Annotated in this window: 19 protein-coding genes, 1 pseudogene and 1 riboswitch; of the genes and pseudogenes, 4 read left to right on the top strand and 16 right to left on the bottom strand. The window is 36.1% G+C overall.

Going from position 1 to position 16,257, the window contains the following annotated elements; all coding sequences use genetic code 11:
• Positions 1-6 precede the first annotated feature (6 nt).
• The 15 genes and pseudogenes from ACXVWB_RS01400 to moaA all read right to left on the bottom strand — a co-directional run bounded on the left by ACXVWB_RS01400 (position 7) and on the right by moaA (position 10,124).
• A complete protein-coding gene (locus tag ACXVWB_RS01400; RefSeq protein ID WP_289901783.1) occupies positions 7-129 on the bottom strand; it encodes a hypothetical protein in 123 nt (40 codons plus the stop codon).
• Positions 129-1,238 carry a recombinase family protein gene (locus ACXVWB_RS01405; RefSeq protein ID WP_289901796.1) on the bottom strand — a complete coding sequence of 370 codons (1,110 nt, stop codon included), beginning with the start codon at positions 1,236-1,238 and terminating at the stop codon, positions 129-131. The genes ACXVWB_RS01400 and ACXVWB_RS01405 overlap by 1 nt, the downstream gene beginning before the upstream one ends.
• Before the next feature lie 20 nt (positions 1,239-1,258).
• Positions 1,259-1,711: a hypothetical protein gene (locus tag ACXVWB_RS01410; protein WP_289901784.1), complete on the bottom strand. Its 453-nt coding sequence runs from the start codon at positions 1,709-1,711 to the stop codon at positions 1,259-1,261.
• A gap of 6 nt (positions 1,712-1,717) precedes the next feature.
• Positions 1,718-2,566: a VirB4-like conjugal transfer ATPase, CD1110 family gene (locus ACXVWB_RS01415; protein WP_458472895.1), complete on the bottom strand. Its 849-nt coding sequence runs from the start codon at positions 2,564-2,566 to the stop codon at positions 1,718-1,720.
• A gap of 211 nt (positions 2,567-2,777) precedes the next feature.
• The gene (locus tag ACXVWB_RS01420; RefSeq protein WP_289901785.1) at positions 2,778-2,960 is read right to left on the bottom strand and encodes a hypothetical protein; all 183 of its coding nucleotides are present in this window, start codon (positions 2,958-2,960) and stop codon (positions 2,778-2,780) included.
• A complete protein-coding gene (locus tag ACXVWB_RS01425) occupies positions 2,957-3,808 on the bottom strand; it encodes an ATP-binding protein (protein ID WP_289901786.1) in 852 nt (283 codons plus the stop codon). The genes ACXVWB_RS01420 and ACXVWB_RS01425 overlap by 4 nt, the downstream gene beginning before the upstream one ends.
• Positions 3,805-4,575, bottom strand: a complete 771-nt coding sequence (locus tag ACXVWB_RS01430) for a replication initiator protein A (protein WP_261083128.1) — start codon at positions 4,573-4,575, stop codon at positions 3,805-3,807. The genes ACXVWB_RS01425 and ACXVWB_RS01430 overlap by 4 nt, the downstream gene beginning before the upstream one ends.
• Before the next feature lie 319 nt (positions 4,576-4,894).
• A complete protein-coding gene (locus ACXVWB_RS01435; RefSeq protein WP_261083130.1) occupies positions 4,895-5,401 on the bottom strand; it encodes a hypothetical protein in 507 nt (168 codons plus the stop codon).
• A 48-nt stretch (positions 5,402-5,449) separates the two neighbouring features.
• Positions 5,450-6,004, bottom strand: a complete 555-nt coding sequence (locus ACXVWB_RS01440; protein ID WP_458472881.1) for a ClbS/DfsB family four-helix bundle protein — start codon at positions 6,002-6,004, stop codon at positions 5,450-5,452.
• A complete protein-coding gene (locus ACXVWB_RS01445; RefSeq protein WP_261083133.1) occupies positions 6,001-6,282 on the bottom strand; it encodes a CD1845 family protein in 282 nt (93 codons plus the stop codon). Before ACXVWB_RS01445 ends, ACXVWB_RS01440 begins: the two co-directional genes overlap by 4 nt.
• A gap of 164 nt (positions 6,283-6,446) precedes the next feature.
• Positions 6,447-7,679: pseudogene (locus ACXVWB_RS01450) on the bottom strand (site-specific DNA-methyltransferase); the annotation flags it as partial.
• Between the two features lie 161 nt (positions 7,680-7,840).
• Positions 7,841-8,293 (bottom strand): molybdopterin synthase catalytic subunit MoaE, encoded by a 453-nt coding sequence (gene moaE, locus ACXVWB_RS01455; protein ID WP_065245695.1) that lies wholly within the window; start codon positions 8,291-8,293, stop codon positions 7,841-7,843.
• Entirely contained in the window at positions 8,294-8,539 is a 246-nt protein-coding gene (moaD, locus tag ACXVWB_RS01460) for a molybdopterin synthase sulfur carrier subunit (RefSeq protein WP_197559405.1), read from the bottom strand.
• Between the two features lies 1 nt (position 8,540).
• Positions 8,541-9,023: a cyclic pyranopterin monophosphate synthase MoaC gene (gene moaC / locus ACXVWB_RS01465; protein ID WP_289902243.1), complete on the bottom strand. Its 483-nt coding sequence runs from the start codon at positions 9,021-9,023 to the stop codon at positions 8,541-8,543.
• An 87-nt stretch (positions 9,024-9,110) separates the two neighbouring features.
• Entirely contained in the window at positions 9,111-10,124 is a 1,014-nt protein-coding gene (moaA, locus tag ACXVWB_RS01470; protein ID WP_289902244.1) for a GTP 3',8-cyclase MoaA, read from the bottom strand.
• Positions 10,113-10,254: riboswitch (molybdenum cofactor riboswitch) on the bottom strand. Its footprint overlaps the gene before it by 12 nt.
• 157 nt (positions 10,255-10,411) lie before the next feature.
• On the opposite strand from moaA, the gene ACXVWB_RS01475 reads away from it, so the two are divergent.
• Positions 10,412-11,356, top strand: coding sequence for a gluconeogenesis factor YvcK family protein (locus ACXVWB_RS01475; protein ID WP_289902245.1), 945 nt, complete (start codon positions 10,412-10,414; stop codon positions 11,354-11,356).
• A gap of 34 nt (positions 11,357-11,390) precedes the next feature.
• Here ACXVWB_RS01475 and thiI read toward each other — a convergent pair whose 3' ends face one another.
• Positions 11,391-12,842: a tRNA uracil 4-sulfurtransferase ThiI gene (gene thiI / locus ACXVWB_RS01480; protein ID WP_289902246.1), complete on the bottom strand. Its 1,452-nt coding sequence runs from the start codon at positions 12,840-12,842 to the stop codon at positions 11,391-11,393.
• 167 nt (positions 12,843-13,009) lie between these two features.
• Between thiI and xseB the strand changes: the two genes are divergently transcribed.
• The 3 genes from xseB (at position 13,010) to dxs (ending at position 16,072) form a co-directional block, all read left to right on the top strand.
• Complete coding sequence (xseB, locus tag ACXVWB_RS01485; protein ID WP_005696153.1) at positions 13,010-13,252, top strand: exodeoxyribonuclease VII small subunit; 243 nt, start codon at positions 13,010-13,012, stop codon at positions 13,250-13,252.
• A 3-nt stretch (positions 13,253-13,255) separates the two neighbouring features.
• Positions 13,256-14,149 (top strand): (2E,6E)-farnesyl diphosphate synthase, encoded by an 894-nt coding sequence (gene ispA, locus ACXVWB_RS01490; protein WP_289902247.1) that lies wholly within the window; start codon positions 13,256-13,258, stop codon positions 14,147-14,149.
• Positions 14,150-14,218: 69 nt separating this feature from the next.
• Positions 14,219-16,072 carry a 1-deoxy-D-xylulose-5-phosphate synthase gene (dxs, locus tag ACXVWB_RS01495; RefSeq protein ID WP_289902248.1) on the top strand — a complete coding sequence of 618 codons (1,854 nt, stop codon included), beginning with the start codon at positions 14,219-14,221 and terminating at the stop codon, positions 16,070-16,072.
• Positions 16,073-16,257 lie beyond the last annotated feature (185 nt).

Genomic DNA, 16,257 nt, shown 5'->3' on the forward strand with positions numbered 1-16,257 from the left:
AGACGATTATTTCTCACGCCATTCTTCTTTTCTTTCACTGGATAATCTTGCATAGATACCAGCTTTATAAAATACTTTTTGTGCTTGTTCTTCGTTTTTTCTTATATATCTTTTGGAAGTCCTTGCCATTAACAAACACCTCCAACTGCAAGCTTAGGTTCAACCCTTTCTAAATGCTCAACAAACAGCTTGCCCATTGATATTAGTCTTGCCTTATGTGTATCCTTAGCTTCGACCTTATCACTATCTACAATCGCTTGAAGCAGATTCACTGTTTCAATATTGTTGAAGACAAAGTTAATTGCATTATCCTCTCCAATCTCAATACGGTCTATAAAAGATACCAAGCATAATCTATTTAATTCATCACTTTCAAGATTAGGAACTATCTCAGAAACGAAACTACCTTTATCGTTTATCTTCATTTTTAATTCTTCTACGATATTTTGCTTTGTAATAATTTGTTTCTCAATTTCCCTAATCTTAATAAGATAATTTTTTCTAAATCGTTCAAATTCTTCAGTCGTTATAAGCTCTTCTTCTAAATCCATATAAAGAGATTGTCTAAGTCTTTCATATTTTCTTTTTTCTGCATTTAAAGACTCAAAATCAACTTTCACAGTAAATTTTGAAACATCTATTTTGCTAACTTTCTTAAGTAGCTCATTGTACTTAGATAGATAGTCATTTAGTGCGTGAATTGTTGCACCTATAACATAATCTTCTTTGATGCTATGCCTTGAACAGTCACCTGAATTGTTATACTCGGAGCAAATATAGAAAACTGTATTTCTTACCTTTCGCCTAATCATAGGACTTCCACAATCTTTGCAGTAAAGCATTCCAGATAGGATTTGTGGCTTATCTTTAGACTGTTTCACATCACGAAGTAGCATTTTGTTTGCAAGTGAAAAGATGGATTTTGATACTATGCTTTCATGAGCATTTTCTATTGCTATCCAGTCTTCTTTGGAAACATCGACTTCATGCTTTGATTTATAATTTAACTTTGTGGTTTTTCCTTGTTCCAAGACACCGATATAAACCTTATTTGAAATAATACGGTTTACCATCTTAGCATCCCATTTTGCTTTTTTCACAACAAAACCAGTATTAAAGTTATCACCATTATTTTCTTTATGCTTTGATGGTGTAACTGTTCCAATACTGTTTAGAAAGTCTGCAATAGCCTTTGAGGAATAACCTTCTATTTTCATATTAAATATTCGCTCAATAATATGAGTGACTTCTGTATCAACTACAAGCTTATGTTTGTTCTTATCATCTTTCTTATATTCAAACCATTATTAGTATTACCTACTTCTATATTCCTATGAGTTTCTTTAGAAGCAGTATTTTCAAAAACTCTATAAGCATCTGAATTAACTTCTATACTTTGGTTTTTCTCTGGAGACTCTACAATAGGCTTCATTCCACTATCAGTTTCAAAACTGTTACTTTGAAGATTTCTTTTTATAGCATTTTTGCTCTTGTTACTTGTTTTTATTTCACTATTAATATCAGCCCTTTTACTTATCTTCTCGTGAATCTTATCTTGAAACCTATTTTCTTCTTTAACAACCTTGTCTCTATAATCATCTCTAGTTTTTCTTTTGTAATCCAAAACATCATCTGTTTCAGCCTTTGTGATTATTTTTTCTTCTCTTGCCCTTAACTTTTCATTCAAATCTCGCTTTCTTTTTTTACTCATAAGACGCTACCTCACTTCTTCAGGTTTTGTAGTCATCTTTTGATATAGGATTGTGTCTTTAGGGAAGTTATCTACAAATGGGACAATGGTATTTCCAAAGAAAATCAGACCTTCACCAGCTCTTGAATTGGTGACGAATTTTTCCTGATCCTTTGAAATTTTAAGCTTTACAACAAGCCAGTCTCTATCACCTGTTGCTTGATTAAGCATTAGAATAAAATCCGTATTGTCGAAAATATTTTCAATTTCTTTACTTGCAAGTAGGTCTTTAACATTCTGTGTAATTCCTGTTGGAATACCTCCCCATTTTCTAAATCTCTTCCAGATTTCCACCGAATACTGTGAAGTCTGTTCATCCTTTAAAAGCAAGTGAAACTCGTCAATGTAATACCTTGTACTTTTGCCGGTATTTCTGTTTTGAGAAACCTTATTCCAAACCTGGTCTTGAATAACAAGCATACCTATCTTCTTAAGCTGTGTTCCAAGTTCTTTAATGTCAAAACAAATAAGCTGCTTATTTAAGTCCACATTTGACTGATGATTAAAGACATTAAGACTTCCTGAAACATAGATTTCCATTTCTGTTGCAAGTTTCTTTCCTACCTTTTCTTCTTGCCCTTTTAACATATTGTAAAGGTCTTGAAGTATAGGCATATTTTCTGGTATTGGATTTTCAAAATACTTCTCATAAATTCTTGGTAAGCACCTATCTATAACAGATTTTTCTTCTGCCGTAATGCTATTCTTACAACCGATGATGATGTCATTATCTGTGATCCAGAAGGAGAGTATGGAAACCTTGTAAAACAGTTTAAGGGAGAAGTTATTAAGGTTAGTGCAAAGAGCAAAGACTATCTAAATCCACTAGATATAAATATGAACTATGGAGATGGAGACGCACCACTTAAGGATAAGGCAAATTTTATTATGTCTATGCTTGAACTTGTTGTAGGCGGTAGTGGTCTTTGCCATTTCACGCTTGGCAGAAAAGGACTTACCAGAACCAGGCGTACCTAGAATCAATCCATTTGGATTTTTAAGCATTTTTCTATCCGCCATAATAAGATTATGGCTTATCCTTTAGCTTAACTTGATTTCCTTTATTCTTTAGATAAGCATCTAAGTCTCCACCTATTTTTTCTGCTTCTTTAAGTAATTTTTTTAGTAGTTTTACTATTTCTCTTGCTGTTAGCTTTGCAAGTCGTATTTCAAGGTTAATTGCCTTGCTTGAAACTTCTTCGTTAATCATTTTCGCTCACCCACTCCAAGTAGCCTTTCCCTATTTCTCTCCAATTTTCTTTTTTGAACTTTCTTTCTAAAGTCTTCTCCTGTAACTTTAATTGGAATGCACATCTCCATAATCCTCGAATAAATTCTTTCGTATTCAACTCCATCATCTGAATTTTTAATTTGTTCTATGGGAATGTTTGTTGTAAAGATGGTTGGTTTATTTTTTAGATACCTGCTATTTACGATGTTATATACTTGCTCCTTTGCATAGCTTGTATCTCTTTCAATTCCTAAATCATCTAAGATAAGTACCGGTACACTTACAATGGATTCAATGTATTCATTTTTATCAAAATCAAATCCACCTTTTTGTAAATCGTTAATGATTTGTGCAAAGTTTCTAATCTTCACTCGAATTTGATATTCTTCAATTAGTGCATTGGCTATTGCACAAGCAAGGTAGTTTTTTCCACTACCGACTGTTCCAAAGAATAGAAGTCCGATATTCTCTTTTTTCATCGTTTCATATTCTTTTACAAAATTTTTAGCAACAGTAAAGCATTGCTCTTTTCCGCCTTGATAGTTATCAAAAGTATATGCCCATTGGTTCATAGAATTAAAGCATCTCTTTTTTAGATCTTCAATTTCTTGCCGTTTTTTTCTCTCAGCTTCTTTTTTTAGCCTATTTCTATCACACTCACACTGCCTTTTGAATATCTTCTTGCTTCCAAAGATGTCCATTACTTCTCCGTCTTTTCTTTCGTTGCAAACTTTACAATAGGCGTGTCCGTCTTTGATGTATTCTGTATCAGGATCGTAATTGTATTTTGCTCCGTCAATAAGAAGCTCTTTTAGTTCATTCATCATAAATATTCTCCAATCTCATAATCTTCTAAGCTATAGCTTTTATTTTTAGTATTTTTCTTTTGGTTTTGATTTCCTTGATCTTTGTAAAACCAAGAAAGGATAGTTGCCTTATGGTCTTTGTAGGTCTTTCCTGTGCTTTTTATATATGTGGATAAGCGTTCGATATAGTTATCGAATTGATTCATTAGTATTTCTTTTAGGTCAACTACTTCATCGTCCGTCAAAAAGACATTTTGGAATGTTCCATACTCGCCTTTACAATTACTATAATCAGTATTACTATAATTAAGATTATTATTATAAGTATTACTTCTGTGTAGATTCTTCACTTCTTGAAGTGTACTTTCTACATTTCTTAAGTGTAAATTCTTCACTTCTGAAGTGTAATTATTACACTCAGACTTAAAGATACTCATAAAGTCTTTTACATAGATGATGTTGGGCTTTCCAAGACCTTGTCTTTTGCGTTCAATAAGTCCTATACCACCTGTATTACTATCAAGTTCATTTAGAATTTTGACAGCTGTTTTATTTGATTTATTTAGCATTGTCATAATTTCTTCTACAGTGAAAATGATATATACTCTTTTTTCATCATCAATCCATTTATTTTTATATGACAGGTTTGTTCGCTCCAAAAGGCAAGAGTACAGTATTTTGGCATCTGATGATAACCCCTTAAAGGCTTCATCCGTTACTAAAACTTTAGGTAGCATAAAAAAGCTAAACCTATCCCCATCTCTGTTATAAAAATAGTCAAAATTCACACCCACACCTCCTCTCAAATTATTTTGGGGCAAAAGAAAAGACGATAGATTTTTTTATTTTTCTATCGTCCAAGTCATTAATTATTTAGTTTTTTGTCTTTATCAATCTAACCTTATCCTCGTCTAAACCAAGGGATGATTCTATTTACTTTTTATTTTACATCTTGCAAATCCCTTGTTTTAAAATCTGGTATTTCTTATAGCAATTCCTACAACTGTTAAAATAAAGCAACAAATAACATAAGCAGGACCTACTCCGAAAACAGGTAATTTTTTATTTTCCAATATATCACGCTCCCATACACTTAAAATCTGTAATTCATTTCCATATAAAAACAACAATTACTGCCTGAATTGCCGATATGATTGGTATTAGTAAAAAAGGTACAAGTAAGAAATGTTCGTAAATCGCCAAATGTTTCATCCAATTCTTGAATTCATAATACTTGTGTCCCTCTGTACCGGGAATAACAATTTTCTCTTTATATTTGCCTTGAAACAATAGACAGTCTAACAACAAAAAATCCCCTGCATTCAATATACTCCACTGAATATATCCCACCCAAAATATGTTCCAAAAACCAACGACTCCTGAATGTAAAAGGCTTATTGTTGAATAAACAAAACAAATTCCAACAACGATGATAGTGAGTATCGTATTTATCTTTTTCTCTTGTTTTGTCATCTGCTTAGGAGCTGATTTCTGAACAGACTTTGGATAGGAATCAAAAAATAATCTTGGATTTATAAGTACCAAACTAGCCACTATTCCATTAAAAATAGCTGCTATAGCAATTCCATCAAAAATTGCTCGTATGAAATCCATAAAACCAACTCCTTTTCAAATTTTACCTTTAATGACATCATTCAAAATTTATAGTACTATCTTTTTCCATTTCCTAATTTTTGTTCTAAATGTTCCAAATGGGGCAACAGTATTCACATGAATAAACTTATATACTTCCCATACTGCTGTTTTAGTTGCTTCATCAGCCCATTTTCTCATGTGAGGTTTAAATAATTCTTCCTCACTTAATGTATCAATCATTTCATAAATAGAGTCGATGTTTTCATTTAATTTTACTTTCAACTCATTTAGAGATAAATGAGCATAGGTATCCGTGAACCACTGATATAATTCACCCAATTGATTCCATTTAAAGTTCTCTGATGGTGTCTTTACTTTTAGTCCATTTCTTTCATTTTCTTCCCATTGAAGAACTAAGGTAGTCCACCCTAATTGATAAGCAAGATTTTCAGCCGGTGTTCTATCAACTTCGATTATTCTCTTATCTTTTAAATTTTCTGGAATATCATCAAATTCAGAAATATATTTTTCAAAGCTTTTATTTATCTCATTTTTCAATTCCTCTTTATCCTTGTATGTTCTCAAAATATCTCCTCCACAAGTTTCTAATTTGCTCTTCATATAGCCCTAATCTTACAATTTACCGTTTCAATTAAAGCAATGCAAAATGCTCCTATCATCGGTAAGCCATATGGACTTACTAAAAAAGCTATTACTAATGCTTGTATTCCTGTTACAGTATCATGATAGATAAAACTTGCTATTGATCCTATTATACAAAATGACATTAGAAAATATAATATCGTTGTTCCAATACCTAACAAGAATGTTAGAAAAGCTGTTAAAATTGACAGTACCAGTGAAACAGGAAAAAGTATAATTTTTAATATTATTCTCATCGTCCCTCCTCCTAGCTGGTGTACTGTTTACAACACTTATTTTTGTAATAAATGCTCTAAACAGCACACCAACCACTTAATTTTTTAGTTTTTAACTTTGGTAGAAGTTCTAAAACCCTTGTATTTACTTGACTATTTGCCTGTGTCATTATTATGACACGAAACCCGCTAAAAAAATCTAAAATAATATCTTCATCTTCGGTAAACCATTGAATAAAATCCTTCAACATTGGTAATGGTTTAGGGTTATTAAATACTGTACCACCCATAAGGTTATTTAAATTCTCTGTATGCAAGCTACTCATGCCATATTTAGGTAATAAGGTGGGGGGTGTTATTGAAGCCCTCTCTTTTCTACACTTAAGCTTTCCAGTTGATGAAAAATAGAACTCAATGACTTTTTGTCCCTTAGTATCATAAACTTCGTTTCCTGCAAAAAATTCTGTCATTTGTTTCTTTTGTGTCCACCCTGCAGATAGAGTAACTTCTTCTACAGTCTTACCATCTTTTGCTTCAAGGATTCCTCTAACAACTGTAACTTTTTCACTATCACCAAATACTCCCGTCAATTTTATTCCATTTTTTGCTTCAAATTTCACTCCGGCAGGAAATGTAAATTCACTCTCTGGATTAGATTTTGATATTTTCTTTATTGCTCCTGCATCAATAATTCCCATTCCACCTTTTATATTTTTATGATTTTCTATATTTTTAGCATAAAGTAATACATATTCATGATACTTTTTAAACAATCCTTGCTGTTGTGAATGTTGTTTATCCCAAATAAGCTCTGCAACAAAATTCTCCTCCCCAAACACCTCATCACACAATAACTTCAACTGAGCTTGTTCATTGTCATCAATGGAAATAAAAATGACACCGTCATCTTTCAGCAAATTCTTTGCCAAATGTAAACGGGGGAGCATCATATTTAACCATTTGCTGTGGAAGTGCCCGTTTTCCTTGCTGTTTTTCTTGAAAGCCAGTTTGAGTTTGCCTTCCTCATCCAATTCTCCGCTTTGTTCCTGGTAATCTTTAAGATCCTGCTTGAAATTGTCATTATAAACAAAATCATTACCCGTGTTATAAGGCGGATCGATATAAATCATTTTGATGCTATTGAAATAGGATTTTTGTAACACTTTCAACACATCCAGATTTTCACCTTCAATAAATATATTTTCAGTGGAATCAAAATTGACACTTTCCGCAGGTCGCGGTGTGAGGGTTTTGCTAGTTTGTGCTTGTAATATGCGATAGGCTTCCGATTTCCCTGCCCAGTTCAACATATAACGCTCGGGCTCGGAAGTAATGTGGTCAGAAAAAAGTTGTTGGAATTTTTGAAAATCAATTTGTTCTTCGCAAAAAATTTCAGGTAGAAGTAATTTGAGTTGCATTAATTTAATGGATAGGTTATCCAAGTGCTGTGCTGTGCTGTGCTGTGCTGTGCTGTGCTGTGCTGTGCTGTGCTGTGCTGTGCTGTGCTGTGCTGTGCTGTCAAGCATGGTAATTGGTCCTTTCTTGTAAATCAATAAAAATTTATTTTATAGTGGTTAATTTACCACTTCTCTAACGCTTCTTTATCGCTCTCTCTTGCTTCAATCCAACGTTCGCCTTGATTGGTTTGTTCTTTTTTCCAGAACGGGGCTTTGGATTTTAAGAAGTCCATAATAAATTCGTTGGCATGATAGGCATCACCTCGGTGAGCAGAACTAATGCCGACTAAAACAATTTCATCTCCAGTATGCAAAAGGCCTACGCGATGAATCACAGACACTCGCTGAATATCCCAACGCGCTTTCGCCTGTTCTACAATTTCACGTAAGGCTTTTTCTGTCATTGCGGGATAATGTTCTAAATATAAACTGGATACCTCATCGCCTAAATTAAGATCGCGTACTTTACCCACAAAAATAACCGTTGCGCCAACTGAATGTTGTTCAGAAAGCCATTGGTAAACGGCATTTTGATCGAAAGGCTGTTCTTGTACTGAAATTTGAATATCAGCCATTTAGCCTCCTGTTACCGGTGGGAAAAATGCGATTTCATCACCATTTTTGACCGCACTTTCTAATGGCATCAAGGTTTGATTGATAGCGACTAAAAGCTTCCCTTTTTCTAATGCTAACGCCCATCTATCACCTTTTTGAGCAAGATATTCACGCACCGCTTCTGCTGTCGCAAAATCACCTTCAAGCTGAATAGAATCTTCACCAATTAATTCACGAGTTTGAGCAAAAAATAAAACATTTAACATCTTATTTTTCCTCCGCAATAAAAAGACCTGATTTTCCACCGCTCTTTTCTAACAGGCGAACGTACTCAATTACCATGTCTTTTTGTACGGCTTTACACATATCGTAAATGGTTAAGGCAGCCACACTTGCAGCGGTTAATGCTTCCATTTCTACGCCGGTTTTTCCGGTTAATTTGCAAAGAGATTGAATACGAACTTGGTTTGTTTCAAGTAACGGTTCTAAATTCACTTCTACTTTAGAAAGTAATAAGGGATGGCAAAGTGGGATAAGTTCCCAAGTACGTTTTGCCGCTTGAATACCCGCAATACGTGCAGTAGCAAATACATCGCCTTTGTGGTGTTTGCCTTCCACGATCATGGAAAGGGTTTCTTTTGACATGGTTACAATGGCTTCAGCACGAGCTTCGCGAACAGTCTCTGCTTTTGCAGAAACATCCACCATATTGGCTTCGCCTTGAGAATTGATATGCGTAAATGTAGTCATAATAAAATAAAGTGAGGTTAAAATATTGAATGTTTTACATGTGTGACAAAAGCAAAATAAGTGAATAGCAAATTCACCTATTTTCTTTTAGCCACCGATAGAGGCTAAATGATTTCTTACGCCACTATCGCCGACATGCAAGTAATGATGTTCACGTTTGCCTTGCAGTGCGGCAAAAATACGTGCTTGCAAAATATCTTGCTGTTCATGAGATTGCAATAAGTCACGTAATTCAATGCCTTCTTCGCCGAATAAACAGAGATGAAGTTTGCCCTTCGCTGATACCCTGAGACGATTACAGCTTGCGCAGAAATTCTTCTCATAAGGCATAATTAAGCCAATTTCGCCTGCATAATCAGGATGTGTGAAGACTTTAGCTGGGCCATCTGTATGGGATTTATGCTGTAATGTCCAACCATTTTTCAGCAATTTATCAGCTAAGACTTGTCCAGAAAGATGGTGTTTATCAAAGAAACTGTCCATTTCACCGGTTTGCATCAGTTCGATAAAGCGCATTTGAATTGGGCGATCTTTCACCCAAACAAGGAATTGCTCAAACTCTTTGTCATTCAAATTTTTCATCAAAACTGAATTGACTTTAACTTTGTTGTAACCCACTTCAAATGCACGATCGATACCACGCATCACGTCATCAAATTTATTGATACCTGTAATTTGATGGAACATTTTTGGATCTAAGCTATCAACACTGACGTTAATAGACGTAATTCCTGCTTTCTTCCAATCAGCCACATCTTTTGCCATGCGATAGCCATTTGTCGTGACGGCTAATTGACGAATGCCATCAATGTTAGCGATGCTTTCAGCAATAGAAATAAAATCTTTACGTAAAGTCGGTTCGCCACCCGTTAAACGGATTTTCTCTGTGCCCATTTCAGCAAACGCTTGAGCAAGATGGGTGATTTCTTTTAAGGTTAAGAAACTTGGTTTGTTAGCTTCGGGTTGATAACCATCAGGTAAACAATAGGTACAACGAAAGTTACACTGATCGGTAATCGACAGTCGTAGATAGTAATATTGGCGTTGGAAAGGATCGACTAAGCGAGACTCTCCTACGTTTTTAATAGGAATGGATTGCATTTTACACCTTTCTAAATATGGAGAGGATAAACCGTTTCCAGCGTATCCCTGAATAACGTACCGCGTTATTGGCTTGCCACCGTATTTCTTGTGAAACTTAGGCTAAACAAGCTCGGAGTTATGCGTTAAAAATAAATTGTGTTGATATTGTAATAAAAGCAAGCGGTTAATAGCAATAATTTGGTAGAATAACCCGACTATATTGATAAAAATAACAGCATTAACTTATATAAAAAAATATATAGCATTATTTTTTATAATAATTTATAGGTAAAAAAGGAATAAAAATGTCTGATTTATCTCGTCACAGCCGTCATGAACATTTAGACGAAATCAAACATATTGTTGCTATTGGTGGTGGCCATGGATTAGGACGTGTATTATCGGCGCTCAGTTTTATGAAAGAGCGCTTAACCGGTATTGTCACCACCACAGATAACGGCGGTTCAACGGGTCGCATTCGGCTGGCTCAAGGTGGCATTGCATGGGGCGATCTACGTAATTGCTTAAACCAAATCATCATTGAGCCAAGCACGGCCTCCGCATTATTTGAATACCGCTTTACTGGCGAAGGTGAACTTTCTGGGCATAATTTAGGCAATTTAATGCTCAAAGCCTTAGAAGATATGCATATTCGCCCCATTGAAGCCATTAACTTAATTCGTGAATTACTCAAAGTAAAATCTCACATTATTCCCATGTCAGAAGAACCTGTTCATCTTGCCGCGAGTTTAGGTTCAGGATCCAGTATTGTCGGTGAAGTGAGCATTGATAATTTAACAGAATTACCCCAATCACTTTTCTTAGTGCCTATGGTTAAAGCCGCACAAGAAGCCATCCAAGCATTGGAGCAAGCGGAAGTCATTTTACTTGGTCCAGGGAGTTTTATGACAAGCATTATGCCCCCGCTATTGCTACCTGAATTATCTACTGCCCTGCGTAATAGCAAAGCGAAAGTCATTTTTATTGATAATTTAGGGATAGAAATTGGCGCCGCCTCTCATCTATCGTTGGCTGATCGTATTCAGAAAATAAATGAAATCGTCGGTGACCCCGTTATTGATGGGGCTATAACCCCTTATCGTGAACAAAGTGCGGTCGATTTGTCTGCGATTTCTTCCGTTAAAATCTTAGCTAAACGCCTGAATGCAGATGATATCAGCTATCGTCATGACCGAACGTTACTTGCCAAAGCTATCGATGAATTAGTGGGTGAATTAGATTACGAATAAAAAACCGCACGTTAAAGTGCGGTCATTTTTTTGCTTATTTTTTCCCGAAAACTCTCACATTCGTGAAACCATTTTCTTTTAAATAAAGTGCTTGCAGTTTACTCATTACGCCTCGTTCACAGTAAAGCACATAGTTTTTACTTTGATCTAATGAACCGAATTGTGAAGATAATTTGTAAAACGGCAATTGCATCACTTGATGCTCGTCTGATTCAAATGGATTTTCATCTGTCTCTTCTGGGCTACGAATATCTAAAATAATATCGTTTTCACCAAGCACTGAAATGGTATCCACTTCCACCACTTCTTTCTCCGTTTCTTCTGCAATTTGGCGAATATCTAAATATTGTGCATTTTCAACCGCACTTTCCAACACGCCAAAATCAAAGTGATTTTCTTCTTCAAGAATTTTTTCACGTACCGCTTTAATCGTTGGATTTTTAGAAATTACCCCGCAGAATTCCGGCATTGATTTAGCAATATCATCCGTACCGATCTCTTTCGCCATCGCGATAATTTGTTCTTTATCATGAGTAATGAGTGGACGTAATACTAATGCATCGGATGCTTCATCAATTAAGCGCAAATTGGTTAAAGTTTGGCTCGAAACTTGTCCGAGTGCCTCACCAGTAACGATAGCTTGAATATCAAAACGTTGTGCAACTTTACTTGCAGCACGCACCATCATTCGTTTTAACACGACGCCCATTTGGCCGTTATCGACTTTCTCTAAAATCTCGCCCACTACGCCTTCAAAAGAAATGGCAATAAAACGGACTTTATGGGATGAACTATAACGATTCCAAATATGGTAAGCCATTTGTTTCACGCCAATTTCATGGGCTGCACCACCCAAATTGAAGAAACAGTAATGCACACGTGAACCACGACGAATAAGCATATAACTGGATACGCCAGAGTCAAAGCCACCTGAAATCAATGAAAGCACATCTTCTTGTGTCCCAATTGGATAACCGCCAAGGCCAACATGACGAGCTCTCACCAGCATCATTTTGTCATCTTCAATATCAATACGAACGGTTACATCAGGATTTTTTAAACGTACTTTTGTGCTTGCAATATGCTGATTTAAACCACCACCGATATAACGTTCTGCTTCAATGGAACTGAAATCATGTTTCCCTTTACGTTTTACACGTACACAAAAGGTTTTGTTTTCAAGTTGATCAGCGACATCTGCTAAGGTCAACTCAAAGATATGATGTAGATCGGTAAACGGTTTTTCTTCTACTTCTAAAAAATGATGAATCCCTGGAATACGTTGCAAAAGCGCAATCAACTCTTCACGATTGGCTTCATTTTTTGAGCGCACTTCGATGTAATCCCAATGACGAACAACCGCCGTTTCTTCATCATATTTCTGTAAAATATTGCGGATATTAGAGGTCAAAATTTTTGCGAAACGCTTACGCACGGTTTCGCTTTTAATCATAATTTCAGGAAAAAGTTTAACGATAAATTTCATAATAATCTGTGAATAATAAAAAATGGCCGTATTGTACGCTAAATTCCACATCCCACAAAGTTCAAATTCTCACGAAAAACTGACTGCACTTTGAAATAAGTTTTTAACATCCCTATAAAAATCAAGTACAATACGGAGCAATTTATTCATCTGAAAAGGATAATTTAATGGCGCGTAAACCAGCAAATGCTGAACCTGATTTTGAAACAACACTTGCACAATTGGAAACGATTGTGACAAAGCTTGAAAGCGGTGAATTGCCATTGGAAGATGCGCTGAAAGAATTTGAGAACGGCATTAAATTGGCTCAACTTGGTCAAGAGCGCTTGCAACAAGCAGAACAACGTATTCAAATTTTGTTACAAAAAAGCGAAACCGCCCCTTTAAGTGATTATCAAGGGGACGAGTAATCCATGAGTTATCAATTCGGCACTGAACTCAAACAAGTTCAAGATCGCATTAATCAGTTTTTAGCCAATCAATTTGAAGAAATTGACGCTTATAATGCCCCTTTGCGTGATGCCATGAAATATGGCTTATTGCTAGGCGGTAAACGTGTTCGTCCTTTCCTTGTCTATGCAACGGGTAAAATGCTGGGAGCTGAAATGCCAGCTTTAGATTACGCGGCGGCAGCTATTGAATCTATTCACGCTTATTCTTTAATCCATGACGATTTGCCTGCCATGGACAACGATGAACTTCGTCGCGGTCAACCAACTTGTCATATTGCTTTTGATGAAGCGACGGCCATTTTAGCTGGCGATGCATTACAAGCTTTTGCCTTTGAAATTCTTACGCAAGCCCCTTCTCTTTCTGCAGAACAAAAATTGCAATTAGTGAAAGTCTTAGCTCAAGCATCTGGCGTACAAGGCATGTGTTTGGGTCAAAGTTTAGATTTAATTTCTGAGCATAAACAAATTAATTTAACCGAATTAGAGCTTATTCATCGCAACAAAACTGGTGCATTGCTAACGGCCGCATTAAAAATGGGTTTTATCTGTTCACCTCACTTTGAAAACAAAGAATTAGAACAACAACTAGAACGTTATTCACAAGCCATTGGTCTGGCTTTCCAAGTACAAGATGACATTTTAGATATTGAAGGTGACAGTGCGGAAATCGGTAAACCAGTGGGATCTGATTTAGATTTAGATAAAAGCACTTATCCAAAGCTGTTAGGGTTAGAGGGCGCAAAACAAAAAGCGCAAGAACTCTATCAAACCGCCTTACATGAATTAGACAATTTACCTTTTGATACCACTGCATTGCGTGCATTAGCTGAATTTATTGTCAATCGTAAAAGTTAATGGTGACAGCACTGACTTTGATTTTTCAAAGTGCGGTCACTTTTTTCACATTTTAGGACTAACGAATATATGAACAACTATCCTCTTTTATCCTTAATTAATTCGCCGGAAGATTTGCGTCTTTTGAATAAAGATCAGCTTCCGCAACTTTGTCAGGAATTACGGAGTTATCTGTTGGAATCCGTTAGTCAAAGCAGTGGTCATTTAGCATCTGGTCTTGGTACCGTTGAATTAACGGTTGCACTGCACTACATTTTCAAAACCCCTTTTGATCAATTAATTTGGGATGTGGGCCATCAAGCTTACCCACACAAAATTTTGACGGGGCGTCGTGATCAAATGTCCACCATTCGCCAAAAAGGCGGTATTCATCCTTTCCCTTGGCGTGAAGAAAGTGAGTTTGATGTATTAAGTGTTGGACACTCTTCCACTTCAATCAGTGCAGGACTAGGTATTGCTGTTGCCGCAGAACGTGAAAATGCGGGTCGTAAAACCGTTTGTGTGATTGGTGACGGTGCTATCACTGCGGGGATGGCATTTGAAGCCTTAAACCATGCAGGTTCTTTGCATACTGATATGTTGGTCATTTTAAATGACAATGAAATGTCTATTTCTGAAAATGTGGGGGCATTGAATAATCACCTTGCTCGCATTTTCTCTGGTTCACTATATTCAACAGTTCGTGATGGCAGTAAAAAAATCTTAGATAAAGTACCGACCGTTAAAAACTTTATGAAGAAAACCGAAGAGCACATGAAGGGTGTGATGTTCTCGCCAGAAAGTACGCTCTTTGAAGAACTCGGTTTTAACTATATTGGACCTATTGACGGGCATAATATTGATGAATTAATTGCTACCTTAAGCAATATGCGCGATCTTAAAGGCCCACAATTTTTACACATCAAAACCAAAAAAGGGAAAGGTTACGAGCCCGCTGAAAAAGACCCAATTGGTTTCCATGGCGTACCAAAATTTGACCCAACAAGCGGCCAACTTCCTAAATCAAATGCCAAACCAACCTATTCAAAAATCTTTGGCGATTGGTTATGTGAGATGGCGGAACAAGACGATAAATTAGTCGGTATTACACCTGCAATGCGTGAAGGTTCTGGCATGGTAGAATTTTCAGAACGATTCCCACAACAATATTTTGATGTTGCTATTGCAGAGCAACATGCTGTCACCTTTGCGGCAGGTCTTGCAATTGGTGGTTATAAACCTGTTGTAGCCATTTATTCTACCTTCTTACAACGTGCTTATGATCAGCTTATTCATGATGTTGCTATTCAAAACTTGCCTGTTCTCTTTGCCATCGATCGTGCGGGTATCGTAGGTGCCGATGGTCAAACTCACCAAGGTGCTTTTGATTTAAGTTTTATGCGATGCATTCCGAATATGATCATTATGACACCAAGTGATGAAAATGAATGTCGCCAAATGCTTTACACTGGTTATAAATATGGTAAGCCTGCTGCGGTACGTTATCCGCGTGGAAATGCAATCGGCGTAGAATTAACCCCACTTGCAGAATTAGAAATTGGTCGTTCAAAAATGATTCGTCAAGGTAAAAAAATCGCGATTCTGAATTTTGGTACTCTCTTACCTGCTGCTTTATCTGTGGCAGAAAAACTCAATGCGACTGTTGTCGATATGCGCTTTGTGAAACCAATTGATGAAGCTCGTATTCTAGAAGTGGCGAATACACATGACGTCATTGTAACATTGGAAGAAAATGCGATTCAAGGTGGTGCAGGTTCTGCTGTTTCAGAAGTGCTAAATTCTCATGGAAAAACAACCGCACTTTTACAACTTGGTTTACCTGATATTTTTATTCCGCAAGGCACACAACAAGAAGCACTTGCTGAAATTAAATTAGATGAAAAAGGGATTGAAGAACAAATTATCGCCTTTATAAAGGGCTAAATTCATTCATTTTGGTTTAATTTTTATATTTTTAAAAAAATTTTCAAAAATATCGAACTATTTCAAAAACACACAGTCTGATACATTGCTAGTGCACTGTATATTGCAGTTATCTTTTTGAAGTTTCTTATAAATTAAGACCTCCCCGCTATTCAAGTTTTGAGTAGCGGTTTTTTCTTTTGGGA

The sequence above is a fragment of the Haemophilus sp. SZY H53 genome (genome assembly GCF_054332375.1).